The organism is Flagellimonas olearia (genome assembly GCF_004150225.1).
GTDB classification, from domain to species: Bacteria; Bacteroidota; Bacteroidia; order Flavobacteriales; family Flavobacteriaceae; genus Flagellimonas; species Flagellimonas olearia.
Genome location: NZ_ML142907.1, coordinates 130,732 through 144,511 on the forward strand (window position 1 = coordinate 130,732; position 13,780 = coordinate 144,511).

General features: G+C 44.5%; 8 protein-coding genes. 7 read left to right on the forward strand and 1 reads right to left on the reverse strand.

Annotation, left to right across the window (positions count from 1 at the left end; all coding sequences use genetic code 11):
• Positions 1–88 precede the first annotated feature (88 nt).
• A complete protein-coding gene (locus DN53_RS00625) occupies positions 89–1,351 on the forward strand; it encodes a putative DNA modification/repair radical SAM protein (RefSeq protein WP_129652494.1) in 1,263 nt (420 codons plus the stop codon).
• Positions 1,352–1,520: 169 nt separating this feature from the next.
• A complete protein-coding gene (locus tag DN53_RS00630) occupies positions 1,521–2,297 on the forward strand; it encodes a TIGR03915 family putative DNA repair protein (RefSeq protein ID WP_129652495.1) in 777 nt (258 codons plus the stop codon).
• 29 nt (positions 2,298–2,326) lie between these two features.
• Here the strand turns inward: DN53_RS00630 and DN53_RS00635 are convergent, their stop codons facing one another.
• Positions 2,327–2,851: a hypothetical protein gene (locus tag DN53_RS00635; RefSeq protein ID WP_129652496.1), complete on the reverse strand. Its 525-nt coding sequence runs from the start codon at positions 2,849–2,851 to the stop codon at positions 2,327–2,329.
• Between the two features lie 83 nt (positions 2,852–2,934).
• On the opposite strand from DN53_RS00635, the gene DN53_RS00640 reads away from it, so the two are divergent.
• The 5 genes from DN53_RS00640 (at position 2,935) to DN53_RS00660 (ending at position 13,766) form a co-directional block, all read left to right on the forward strand.
• Complete coding sequence (locus tag DN53_RS00640; RefSeq protein ID WP_129652497.1) at positions 2,935–4,683, forward strand: APC family permease; 1,749 nt, start codon at positions 2,935–2,937, stop codon at positions 4,681–4,683.
• A gap of 105 nt (positions 4,684–4,788) precedes the next feature.
• Positions 4,789–7,650 carry an excinuclease ABC subunit UvrA gene (gene uvrA / locus DN53_RS00645; protein WP_129653324.1) on the forward strand — a complete coding sequence of 954 codons (2,862 nt, stop codon included), beginning with the start codon at positions 4,789–4,791 and terminating at the stop codon, positions 7,648–7,650.
• A 15-nt stretch (positions 7,651–7,665) separates the two neighbouring features.
• A complete protein-coding gene (locus DN53_RS00650) occupies positions 7,666–8,352 on the forward strand; it encodes an LOG family protein (protein ID WP_129653325.1) in 687 nt (228 codons plus the stop codon).
• Between the two features lie 128 nt (positions 8,353–8,480).
• Positions 8,481–11,195 carry a gluzincin family metallopeptidase gene (locus DN53_RS00655; protein ID WP_242502068.1) on the forward strand — a complete coding sequence of 905 codons (2,715 nt, stop codon included), beginning with the start codon at positions 8,481–8,483 and terminating at the stop codon, positions 11,193–11,195.
• 159 nt (positions 11,196–11,354) lie between these two features.
• Positions 11,355–13,766, forward strand: coding sequence for an alpha-ketoacid dehydrogenase subunit alpha/beta (locus DN53_RS00660; RefSeq protein WP_129652499.1), 2,412 nt, complete (start codon positions 11,355–11,357; stop codon positions 13,764–13,766).
• Positions 13,767–13,780: the final 14 nt, after the last annotated feature.

The following is a 13,780-nucleotide window of genomic DNA, read 5'->3' on the forward strand; positions in this document are numbered from 1 at the left end:
TATTTAATGGATTATATCCAATAATTGGAATATTTCCATATCTTTGATTGGAATATTTCCATATCTTTGATTGGAATATTTCCAAGTTATGAATTTTGAACGGATACGGGAAAAGTTGAACATTCTGGCGGATGCAGCCAAATATGATGTGTCCTGCGCCAGTAGTGGTAGTGACCGGACCAATAAAAGCCAAGGATTGGGCAATGCCTCTAAAATGGGCATTTGTCATAGCTACACGGAAGACGGCAGATGTATCTCTTTATTGAAAATCTTATTGACCAATCACTGTATTTTTGATTGCGCCTATTGCGTGACACGGAAAAGCAACGATGTGCAACGGGCCGCTTTCAAAATCCAAGAAGTGGTGGACCTCACCATTAATTTTTATCGCAGGAACTATATCGAGGGGCTGTTCTTGAGTTCCGGTATTTTTAAAGATGCGGATTACACCATGGAACGTTTGGTGGCCGTGGCCAAAAAGCTGCGGGAAGAGGAAAATTTCAACGGATACATCCATTTAAAATCCATTCCCGGGGCCAGTGATGAGCTTATGTACGAAGCGGGTCTGTATGCAGACCGACTTTCCGTGAACATTGAAGTACCAACCATTTCGGGATTAAAGTTATTGGCTCCCGACAAAAAACATGAGGATTTTACCAAACCCATGCTCAAGGTGAAAAATGAGATTGTCCGCTACAAAGCAGAACGAAAGATCATCAAGAGTACCCCAAAATATGCCCCTGCCGGCCAAAGCACCCAAATGATTGTGGGCGCTTCCGGGGAAACGGACAAGGACATCATGTATTCTGCCGTCCATTATTACAAGAATTACCAAATGCGCAGGGTCTATTATTCGGGCTATGTTCCCGTAGCGGATGATATGAGACTGCCCGCCATAGGTTCAAAAGTACCCATGTTGCGCGAAAACCGATTGTACCAAACGGATTGGCTCCTTCGGTTTTATGGCTTTGCCATTAACGAAATCCTGAACAAGGAACATCCCAATCTGGATATGGATGTAGACCCCAAACTCTCATGGGCGTTACGCAATCTGCACCATTTTCCAGTGGATGTGAACAGTGCAGACAGGACCTTATTGGCACGAATCCCGGGAATCGGGATGCGTTCCGTGGACAAGATTCTTAAGGCACGCCGCTTTCGAAGACTGAACTGGGACCACCTTAAAAAAATCGGGGTGGCCCTCAACCGTGCCCAATACTTTATGGTATGTGATTCCCGCCATTGGGAACGTAGGGATTTGGATGCGGAGAAAATCAAAGGCATGATCCTACAGACTTCCTCAGGGAAGTTTTGGAATCAGTATAGCACCCAATTGTCATTGTTCAATTAACAATGTGCAATTACTAACAGGAGTATGCCGGTACGAGTGCACAAAGAAATCTAGATTTCTCTGTCGTAAACTCACTCGAAATGACACTAAGTACAAATTGTCAGTTCGAGCGCAGTCGAGAACTTAAATTTGGAATTAAAAAAACAAAAATGAATTAACCGTGAACACTATGGAACCTTCAAAAACCCTAATTTACGATGGCAGCTTCAATGGTTTCCTTACTGCCGTCTTTGTCGCTTTCGATGAAAAAATCAATGTGGCCGATATCCAAAAAAACGGTCAAGGCCAAAACGGATTGTTTTCCGAATCAGAAACCATCTTTACCCATGTGGAAAAGGCCAAACGGGTCTGGAACGGAATCAGAAATAAGAGTCATAATGCCATTGCCAATGTGTACTTTGCTTTTTTGAGCGAAACCGAAGGGGTAGAATTGATGCTCTACACCTACATTCAAAAACTGATGGCCACCACCCTTGGAAAGCAAATGGATTATTCCGATGGGATTGTACTTTTCATTGACCAATTGGCCAAAAAAGTGGGTCGCGAGAAACACCGTATGGAAGCCTTTGTCCGCTTCCAACTGACCAAGGACGACATCTATTTTGCAAACATTGAACCTGATTTTGATGTATTGCCCCTGATTTCAAAACATTTTCGCAACCGCTACGCAGATCAACAATGGTTGATCTATGATGTGAAACGCAACTACGGCATCTACTACAATCTGGACCACGTGGAAATGGTTTCTCTCAATCTCAAAGAAATCCATTTTAATAAAATCCATAAAAGTGATGCCTTTGTGAGCGAAGAATACGATTACCAGACCCTATGGAACGATTATTTCAAAAGTACCGGTATCAAATCCCGCATCAATCCAAAATTGCACACGCAGCATGTACCCAAACGCTATTGGAAATACCTGAGTGAGAAAAAGCAGGCGGTTTAATACGGCTAAGAGATCTCTCTAAACCAATATCACTTGCTCTTCTCCCCTACAAAATGGTCGGTTTTGTTTTTGAACAGCACATTAAAGCTGGTCAAACTACCATAAACACGGGTGATGTATTGTTGCAGGTCTACTTTCTCCTGATCGTCCAGATTTTTACTGCTGTTGATCTTTTGTTCCATCACACGGATGCGGTCGCGCACCATCACGATTTTGTGGAAAAAGGTCTCAATGGGCATTTCCTTGTTCTGGGTGGCATCATCAGGTTGCAAAATCAACTTTCCGCCCTTCCATTTATCGGCAATGGCCACTTTCTCATGGGTATCACTCCATTTTTCCAAAATCTTCACCAAGGAACGCTCCACATCAAAAAAACTCACCGTATCCACTTCATTCTCTACTGCTTCAATCACCTCAAATTCGGAATCCAAATCAATCGTTTCCAATCCATTTTCCAAAAAAGTGACCCAATAGTGCTTGGATGATACGTTGGTCACCACCCCTTTTCCGTATTCAGGGTGGTCTATGCGGGAACCAATACCCAATAATTTCATAAATCCGGTTTTTTATTGCCCACAAATTTAGAATTTTTGAAACTTTGCCCTACTTTCATCCTTGGTTTTATAAACCATCTTTCATGGAACCACAAAAACTTAGGGTAAAACTCGGGGAGTTGGCCTCTACTTCCATCAGTGGTAACGACATCAGTTCTTCCTGTCTGTACGTATCCGCTCTGGCTGTACTCCACGCCGGACAATATGCTTGGATTTCCCTATTGATTGTTGGGGTAGTCCTTTTCCTTTTCAGAAAAATCTACGGAGAGGTTGTAGGAGCGCTTCCCATGAATGGCGGCGCCTATAATGCCCTTTTGAACACCACCAGTAAAGGAATGGCATCGTTGGCCGCTTCGCTTACCCTGCTTTCGTATATGGCCACGGCAGTAATTTCCGCCAATGAGGCTATGGCCTATCTAAAAAACATCGTACCGCATTTACCTGTTATTTTGGCCACCGTTGGTCTTTTGGCCATTTTTATGGGGTTGGTCATTATCGGAATCGGGGAATCTTCCAAAGTAGCCATTGGGATTTTTATTTTCCATTTGTCCTCTTTGGTGTTGCTTTCCTCATTTGCAGGAATCTATCTCTTTGAGCACGGATGGCAGGTGTTTACCGAAAATAATGCGCTTCCAGTAAAACACGGAGCGTTGCCCATGGCCCTGTTCTTTGGTTTTTCGGCGGCCATGCTGGGAATCAGCGGATTTGAGAGTTCCGCCAATTTTGTAGAAGAACAGAAAAAAGGCGTTTTCCCAAAGACCCTCAGAAATATGTGGGTGGTGGTCACCATTTTCAATCCATTGATTGCGTTTTTGGCTCTGGCCGTTCTCCCTATTCCCGAAATTGAAGGTAACCGGGAAGCCCTGTTGTCCATCATGGGCAATCAGGTCAGTGGTTCATGGCTTTCCTTTTTGGTTTCCATAGATGCCGTTTTGGTACTTAGCGGTGCCGTGCTTACCTCCTTTGTTGGGGTTTCCGGTCTTGTGGAACGGATAACCTTGGACCGTATCCTTCCTCCATTTCTTTTAAAACGGAATAAGAATGGAAGCACCTACCGAATCGCCATTGTATTTTTTCTGCTGTGTGTTTCCATCTTATTGATCACCGAAGGAAACCTGGAAGCACTTGCCGGAGTCTATACCATTGCCTTTCTAGCCGTGATGGCCTTATTTGGAATAGGCAATATTCTACTGAAGGTCCGACGCAAACATCTACCCCGGCCCGAACGCTCCGGTTGGTTGTCGCTCTTTATCGCCATCGTTGCCGTAATAACGGCCTTGGCGGGGAACATCATCCTCAATCCGGATTACTTGGCCGTATTCATGGAATATTTTATCCCCACGATTTCCGTGATTCTCATCATGCTTAATCGTACCGCACTTTTGAAATTACTCCTCCGTTTGATTCGCTATTTTTTAGACCCCATCAACCGCGTTTTGGTAAAATCGTATAGGGATATCAACCGAACCATAGACCGTATCAACGCCCAAGAGTTTGTGTACTTTACCAAAAAAGATGATGTGGCGGCCCTCAATAAAGTATTGCTCTACATCCGAAACAACGAGCATACCCGAAAGCTTAAAATTGTGTCCGTTTTTCCCGAAGGCGAACAGGCCACTCCAAATTTTGTATCAGACTTGGATGTGCTGGATCGGGAGTACCCTGAAATCAAAGTGGAGTACATCCAACTCCACGGAACCTTCACCCCTTCCTTGATCAAAAAACTCTCCATGGAATGGGATATTCCCATTAATTTTATGTTCATTGGAAGCCCCAGTGAAAAGTTTCCCTATCCGCTTCAGGAACTTGGAGGCGTGCGGTTGATCATCTAATTGGGATTGAATTGGTGAGCGTGTCTGTATTTAACAGAAACGAAACCTACACCTCTTTCTTTTTTACAGGTCAAATCGCTACTTTTGAAGCTTTGCTATGATTTTATGGTTAACTACGAAGAACATATTGAGGTTAAAGGCGCCAGGGTCCATAACCTGAAAAATATTGACGTTACCATTCCCCGTGAAAAACTCGTAGTGATCACCGGTCTTTCGGGTAGTGGAAAGTCCTCTTTGGCCTTTGATACCATTTACGCCGAAGGCCAGCGACGCTACATAGAAACCTTCTCGGCCTATGCCCGACAGTTCTTGGGTGGATTGGAACGCCCTGATGTGGACAAAATTGATGGTCTATCACCTGTGATTGCCATTGAACAGAAAACCACTTCAAAATCACCCCGCTCAACCGTGGGGACCATTACCGAGGTATACGACTTTCTCCGGTTGCTTTTTGCAAGGGCAGGTGATGCCTACAGTTACAATACCGGCGAAAAGATGGTGAGCTATAGTGATGAGCAAATCAAGGATTTGATCATTGAGGCCTATCTTGATAAAAAAATCAACGTATTGGCCCCCGTGGTCAAATCCAGGAAGGGACATTATCGAGAATTGTTTGAGCAGATCGGCAAACAGGGATTTGTAAAAGTGCGGGTTGATGGGGATATCCTGGACATCACCAAGGGAATGAAGGTGGATCGTTACAAGACCCATGATATCGAGATTGTCATTGACCGCTTGAAAGTTTCGGAAAGTGAAGATTTCCATAAACGTTTGGGCGAGACCATCAACACGGCCATGTACAGTGGCGACAATGTACTCATGGTCTTGGAAGAAGGGGAAACCGTACCCCGCTATTTCAGTCGGGACCTTATGTGTCCCTCCACGGGCATCTCCTACCCCACTCCGGAGCCCAACACCTTTTCCTTCAATTCCCCAAAAGGCATGTGCCCAGAATGCAATGGTTTGGGACATGTTCATGAAATCAACGAACAAAAAATCATCCCCAATCCAAAACTGTCCATTAAAGCAGGTGGATTGGCACCACTGGGCGAATACAAGAAATCTTGGGCCTTCAAGCAATTGGAGACCATTGCGCAGCGCTATGGTTTTGACCTGACCGACCCCATTGAAAAAATCCCTTCAGAAGCCATGGAAATCATTTTGAATGGCGGAAAGGAAAGTTTTGAGATAGATTCCAAGACCTTGGGGGTAAAACGGCAATACAAAATTGATTACGAAGGCATTTCCAACTTTATAAAGACCCAGTTCGAAGAGGCCAACTCCACATCCATCAGGCGATGGGCCAAAGAGTATATGGACAAGGTCCAATGCCCTTCCTGTGAAGGGGCACGACTACGGAAAGAATCGCTTTATTTTAAGATTGGGGAGAAAAACATTGCCGAACTGGCCCAAATGGACATTGCCGAACTGGCCACTTTTTTTGAAAAGCTTGAAAGTTCCCTGGAGGGCAACCAAAAGATAATCGCCGAGGAAATCATCAAGGAAATCAAGACCCGGGTGCAATTTTTATTGGATGTGGGCTTGGATTACCTTTCCTTGAACCGAAGCTCCAAATCGCTTTCTGGTGGTGAGGCACAGCGAATCCGTTTGGCCACACAGATCGGCTCGCAGTTGGTTGGCGTCCTCTACATTTTGGACGAACCCAGTATTGGTCTGCACCAACGCGACAACGAACGGTTGATCCATTCCTTGGAATCCCTTCGGGATATTGGAAATTCCGTAATCGTGGTGGAGCACGACCGGGACATGATCGAACATGCGGACCACGTCATCGATATTGGTCCAAAAGCGGGTCGTCATGGAGGGGAGATCATTTCTGAAGGCACTCCTGCAGAACTTAGAAACCACCATACCCTTACCGCACAATACATTACCGGGGAGCAAGAAATTCCCGTTCCGGCAGAACGCAGGAAAGGAACCGGGAAAAAGATTGTGCTTTCCGGGTGCACGGGCAACAACTTAAAAAATGTCACTGCCGAGTTCCCTTTGGGAAAACTGATAGGCGTTACGGGGGTATCGGGCAGTGGAAAGTCCACCTTGATCAACGAGACCCTCTACCCCATCATGAACGCCCACTACTTCAACGGAGTCAAAAAACCTATGCCCTATAAAAAAATTACAGGGCTCCAGCATATCGACAAGGTCATTGATATCAATCAATCTCCCATTGGGCGTACACCACGCTCCAATCCAGCTACTTATACGGGTGTTTTTAGTGAGATTCGAGCCCTCTTTGCCAAGACCACTGAAGCCACTATCCGAGGATACAAACCAGGACGGTTTAGCTTTAATGTGGCCGGGGGACGATGTGAAACCTGCCAAGGTGGCGGCCTAAAGGTGATTGAAATGAATTTTTTGCCCGATGTCTATGTGGAATGCGAAACCTGCAATGGGAAGCGTTTTAACCGGGAAACCTTGGAAATTCGATATAAAGGCAAGTCCATTGCCGATGTTTTGGATATGACCATCAATGAAGCTGTTGATTTCTTTGAAAACATCCCCAAAATTTATCGTAAACTAAAGACAATAAAAGATGTAGGATTGGGTTATATATCTCTGGGACAACAGTCCACCACCCTTTCCGGTGGAGAGGCACAACGGGTAAAGTTGGCCACAGAGCTTTCCAAGCGCGATACCGGAAACACATTTTATATCCTCGACGAACCTACAACTGGATTACATTTTGAAGACATCCGGGTGCTCATGGAAGTACTTGACCAATTGGTGGACAAAGGAAACACCATTTTGGTCATTGAACATAACATGGATGTAATCAAAATGATGGACCACATCATAGACATTGGCTATGAAGGTGGTCGCGGTGGAGGAATGGTCGTAGCCACCGGAACTCCAGAGGAAGTGGCCAAGGATACGAAAAGCTATACAGCCAAGTTTTTGAAGAAAGAACTGGAAAATACAAAACAGAAGATTGCACGGGCAGTTTAAATTATTAGTATGCAGATGCGAAAAGAACAACACACCAAAGGGTGGAACGAGATAAAGACAAACGATTCATGGGCCATATTCAAGATTATGGGCGAGTTTGTCAACGGATTTGAGAAAATGAGCCAGATAGGTCCCTGTGTGTCCATATTCGGCTCCGCTAGAACCCGTCCGGGTCAACCATATTACGACTTGGCCGTCAAAATCTCCCAAAAAGTGGCCGAATCCGGATACGGCATCATTACTGGAGGTGGTCCCGGTATCATGGAGGCTGGAAACAAAGGAGCCAACATGGCAGGAGGAACTTCCGTGGGATTGAACATTGACCTGCCCTTTGAGCAACATGACAATCCGTTTATCGATGAAGACAAGAGCTTGGATTTTGACTATTTCTTCGTAAGGAAAGTAATGTTCGTAAAATACTCTCAAGGGTTTGTGGTCATGCCAGGGGGCTTTGGCACCTTGGATGAGCTTTTTGAGGCCATCACACTAATCCAGACGCATAAAATACAGAAGTTTCCCATTATTTTGGTGGGCACGGAATTTTGGAAGGGATTACTGGATTGGATCAAGAATACCATGCTGGAAGCGGGCAATATTAGTCCAACCGATCTAGATCTCATCCAACTGGTGGACTCCGAGGAAGAGGTCGTTGAAATCCTCGATGCATTTTACAAAGGGCACGATCTTAGCCCCAACTTCTAAAAAATTCCTACTTGACGGCGCGTTTCTCTTTCATCCGGATTTCTTTGCTGTTCTTTTCAGTATGTTCCTCTTTATGGGGGCAACATACCAATGACATTACGGCAATTCTGGAGAATGAAACCCAAGAGATGCATATACGGCAAGAGTTCACCTACGTCAATACTTCCCAAAATGGGGTTTCCACCCTCTATTTCAATGATTGGAACCATGCTTACGCCAATAAAAATACCGCATTGGCCAAGCGCTTTGCCGAAGAATTCAACCGAAGCCTACATTTGGCCAAGGACAAAGAGCGTGGCTTTACCAACATAAAAACCATTGTTGGCAATGACTATTCCGGACTGGATTGGGAACGTGTTAAAAACAAGGATGTCATCGCCGTTAAATTGGACCGTGATTTAAAGCCTGGGGAATCCATTCAATTGTTCTTCACCTATACCGTACAACTGCCCAGTGCCAAATTCACTTCTTATGGATTTACAGGTCTGGGGTACAACCTTAAGGATTGGTATTTAACTCCTGCGGTTTTGAATGGGGAATGGCATTTATACGACAACATCAATCTGGATGATTTGTACACGGATGTCACCAATACCACAATCAACTTTACCTATTCGGATAAATTGTTTTTGGCCACCAATTTTGATGAATCAAACGCAACCAAATTTCCCGGAGGCCAATACGTGACCCTATCCGGAAAAAATCGGAAAAGCTGCGAAATCATTTTAAGTCCCTACAAAAAATTCACCAAACATATCACACCCTACCTCACAGTGACTTCGGATTTGGAGTCCAACAAATATGATGAGATATCCCAAGGTATTTCCATAAACAAGGTGGCCCAATTTCTGGAAGAAAATCTAGGAAAATATCCCCATGGCAATTTATTGGTGAGTGAGTTTGATTACAACAAGGCCCCTTTGTACGGCATCAATCAACTTCCCTCTTTCATAAGACCGTATGAAGAGCGCTTCCAGTTTGAAATGAAGTTTCTCAAAACGGCCATTAACAGCTATCTCAAAGAGACGTTGTTCCTCGACCCCAGAAAAGAACGCTGGGTAAACGATGCCATTGCATATTACCTCATGATTAAATACGTGGAGGACCATTACCCCAAACAAAAACTGGCCGGTAAACTGTCCAAAGTATGGGGAATTCGAGGTTTTCATCTGGCGCAAATGGACTTTAACGAACAATATGCTTTGTTAAGTATGTTGCCCATCCGCAAAAACATTGATCAAGCCTTGACCGTTCGTAATGATTCCTTGATCAAGTTCAACCAAAAAATCGCCAACGGGTATAAAGCTGGTTTGGGCATGTCCTACCTATCAGAATATTTGGGAGGGAAAAAGGTAGACAGCAGTATCATTGAATTCTACAAGCAACATCGTCTTGAGTCCAAAGTGGACGCCAAGGATTTCAGAAAAACCTTGGAACAGTTTGCGGACAAGGACATACAATGGTTTTTTGATGAATATGTGGGTACGGACAAAAAGATTGATTTTAAGATCAAAAGCGTGGACAAGACCGAAGATTCCATCTCTTTGGTCCTAAAGAACAAGAGAGGCACCAATGTTCCCATTTCCTTGTTCGGCCTTCAAAAAGATTCTGTTGTTTCGGAATATTGGTTCACGGACATCGACTCCACCAAGACCGTGACCATTCCCAGAAATGGGGAGGATCGGATGGTGCTGAACTACGACCAAAAAATACCGGAATTCAACCAACGGGACAATTGGAAAACCCTCAATGGCTTTTTCTCCAGCAACAAAAAGCTGAAATTCCAATTTTTCAAGGATACCGAAGATCCCTATTACAATCAGGTTTTTTATGTACCCATAGCCAATTTCAACATTTATGATGGGATTACTCCTGGAATGCGCATCTACAACAAAACCTTTTTGGAGCGCCCCTTTCAGTACGATATTTCTCCCACCTATTCCTTTTTGGAACGCACCATGGTAGGAAAGGCAACCTTCCATTACAGAAAATATCATCAAAAAACAGGGCTGTACGTGACCAATTATTCCATTACCGGTTCCACTTCCCATTTTCAGGTAAACTCTAGGTTCTCTACCCTTACCCCAGCAGTAAGTTTTGGGTGGCGACCCAATGACCTGCTTTCCAATCGTAGACAAAGTTTGCTTTTTAGATATAGGAATGTCTTTAGGAGTATCGATGACAATATTGCAGATCAAATTGATACCGAGCCTGATTATAGCGTGATGAACGTCCGCTTCATTGATGTGGACAACAATATCCTGAACTATAATTCTTGGTTTTTGGATGCCCAGCACTCCAGTGATTTCACCAAGCTTGCTTTTGAAATGGAGTATCGGAAACTTTTTCAGAGCAACAGACAATTGAACCTAAGGCTGTATGCCGGAAAGTTTTTACGCAACACAACCGAATCCAATTTCTTCAGCTTTGCCTTGGACCGACCAACCGATTATATGTTCGATCTAAGTTATTTGGGACGATCCGAAAGCACTGGGCTGTATAGTCAGCAAATCATCATATCCGAAGGAGGATTTAAATCAAAGCTGGACAACCCCTTTGCCAACGACTGGATCGTGACCACCAATGCCAGTACCAACATTTGGAGATGGATTGAAGCCTATGGCGATTTGGGTTATCTTAAAAACAAAGGGGAGGACGCCCGCTTTGTCTATGACTCCGGGATACGACTCAATTTGGTCACGGATTATTTTGAACTCTATTTCCCTGTTTACTCCAATAGAGGCTGGGAAATTGCCCAAAACAACTATGAGGAACGTATCCGTTTTATAGTTACCATCAGTCCCAAGACTCTTGTGGGCCTCTTTACCCGTAAATGGTTTTAATTTTATCAAATTCCCAAAAAATACCTTAAAAAAAAGGCTAATTTTAATATATGTTTATTTTTTAAACATATATTTATGGAATTGTCATTTTATTAACAGGGTTTCATATTGCTGTTTTGATTGTATTTTAGTACTTTCGCAGAAATCTTCAGATTGCCCATGAAACCTGACCCAAGCACAAGCAACGATATTTCTTTTGATGACTTTCAAACCCAAATCCTTCAGGATTATGAGGTTGCGGTCACCAGCAGGGAATGTAGCTTGCTCGGAAGACGGGAAGTATTATCTGGAAAAGCCAAATTTGGCATATTTGGGGACGGCAAAGAGCTGCCGCAGCTTGCCATGGCAAGGGCCTTTCAGGATGGGGATTTTAGAAGTGGGTATTACCGGGACCAAACCTTTATGATGGCTCTCGGATACCTCAATCCAAAGGAATTCTTCCACGGTCTTTATGCCACCACTGATTTGGAAAAGGAACCCATGAGTGCCGGAAGACAAATGGGAGGACATTTTGTGACCCACAGCCTTAACGAGGATGGCTCCTGGAAAGACCTCACCAAACAAAAGAACAGCAGTGCCGATATTTCCTGTACGGCCGGACAAATGCCCCGTCTGTTGGGGTTGGCGCAGGCCTCAAAGATGTATCGCAATGTCAAGGAAATGGACCAGACCAACTTTTCCAACAACGGGAATGAGGTCGCTTGGGGCACCATTGGAAATGCAAGCACCAGTGAAGGTCACTTCTTTGAGACCGTAAACGCCGCCGGGGTAATGCAAGTTCCCATGGTCATCTGTATTTGGGATGATGAATATGGTATTTCCGTACCCTCGGAATTCCATACGACCAAAGGAGATATTTCCGAAATGCTAAAAGGTCTGCAGCGCGATGAACATACGGCAGGATATGAAATATTGAAAGTAAAGGGATGGGATTATACTGCCTTGACCCATACTTTTGAAAATGCTTCGGACATAGCCCGTGACAACCACGTTCCCGTGCTTATCCATGTTACCGAACTCACCCAACCCCAAGGACACTCCACTTCCGGTTCCCATGAACGATACAAGTCTGCAGAACGCTTGCAATGGGAACGCGAAAATGATTGCAACAAGCGGTTCAGGGAGTGGATCTTGGAAAATGGAATCAGTACCGAGGAAGCGCTCAAAAAAATGGAGCGGGAAATAAAGCAGAAAGTCCGCGCCGCAAAAAAAGAAGCTTGGACCGAGTTTTTAAAACCGCATTTGATTGCCAAAAAACAGCTTGTACAATTACTGGCCAACGCTGCGGAGAAGAGTCCAAACCGCGTTTTCATCAACAAGATCAAAAACGACCTGATTGCCGTTGATGAACCGCTCAAAAAAGATTTGGCCTCCAAGTCCAGAACGGCTCTCCGTTATCTTTTGGGAGAGAACACTCCGGAAAGACAACAACTTCTACAGTGGGTACAAAGCTTTTTGGACGACTCCCAACCCAAGTACAGCTCACATTTATATAGTGAGCTTGGCAGCAATGCCACCCAAATTGAATCCGTGGCCCCCACCTACCCTGAAAAGGCGGAAGAAGTGGACGGCCGTATCATTTTACGGGACAATTTTGATGCCCTGTTCACCAAATACCCCAAAACCATGGTCTTTGGGGAAGACACCGGAAACATTGGTGATGTAAACCAAGGACTGGAAGGTCTACAGAAAAAATTCGGGGAACTTCGTGTAGCCGATACGGGTATTCGGGAAACTTCTATTATCGGACAAGGTATTGGACTGGCATTGAGAGGTTTAAGACCCATTGCCGAAATACAATATTTAGACTATATCCTTTACGGAATCCAGACCTTAAGCGATGATTTGGCATCTTTGATGTACAGAACCGTGGGAAAACAAAAAGCACCATTGATTGTCCGCACCAGGGGACACAGACTGGAAGGTATTTGGCATTCCGGGTCCCCAATGGGAGGTTTGATCCACTTGCTTAGAGGCATGTACATTTTAACCCCAAGAAACATGACCCAAGCGGCAGGATTCTATAACACCTTGCTAAAAAGTGACGAACCCGCGTTGATTATAGAAAGTCTCAATGGATATCGCCTCAAGGAAAAGAAACCTTCCAATTTAGGGGAGTTTTGCACGCCAATCGGCCAGGTAGAAACCCTAAAAGAAGGAACAGACATTACGCTATTGTCTTATGGCTCCACTTTACGAATTGTTGAAAAAGTAGCGAAGGAACTACTGGAAGTGGGTATAGATGCCGAAGTGATCGATGCGCAATCCCTACTCCCGTTTGACTTGAACCATGATGTTGTGAAAAGCCTTGAGAAAACCAATCGCTTGTTGATTATCGATGAAGATGTGCCTGGAGGGTGCTCTGCCTATTTATTGCAAGAGATTTTGGAGAAACAGGAAGGATATCGCTATTTGGACAGCGCCCCCCAAACCTTGACCTCAAAAGCACATAGACCAGCCTACGCATCGGACGGGGATTATTTTTCCAAACCCAATGCGGAGGACATTTTTGAAAAGGTCTACCAAATCATGCATGAAGCTGACCCCACCTCCTTTCCAAGCCTTAGGTAAATCGGTTTTTGTCG

Bases quoted from the DNA above. Each gene is read 5' to 3' on its own strand.
- DN53_RS00625 (WP_129652494.1), top strand. From the start codon at position 89: ATGAATTTTGAACGGATACGGGAAAAGTTGAACATTCTGGCGGATGCA.
- DN53_RS00630 (WP_129652495.1), top strand. From the start codon at position 1,521: ATGGAACCTTCAAAAACCCTAATTTACGATGGCAGCTTCAATGGTTTC.
- DN53_RS00635 (WP_129652496.1), bottom strand. From the start codon at position 2,851: ATGAAATTATTGGGTATTGGTTCCCGCATAGACCACCCTGAATACGGA.
- DN53_RS00640 (WP_129652497.1), top strand. From the start codon at position 2,935: ATGGAACCACAAAAACTTAGGGTAAAACTCGGGGAGTTGGCCTCTACT.
- uvrA (WP_129653324.1), top strand. From the start codon at position 4,789: ATGGTTAACTACGAAGAACATATTGAGGTTAAAGGCGCCAGGGTCCAT.
- DN53_RS00650 (WP_129653325.1), top strand. From the start codon at position 7,666: ATGCGAAAAGAACAACACACCAAAGGGTGGAACGAGATAAAGACAAAC.
- DN53_RS00655 (WP_242502068.1), top strand. From the start codon at position 8,481: ATGCATATACGGCAAGAGTTCACCTACGTCAATACTTCCCAAAATGGG.
- DN53_RS00660 (WP_129652499.1), top strand. From the start codon at position 11,355: ATGAAACCTGACCCAAGCACAAGCAACGATATTTCTTTTGATGACTTT.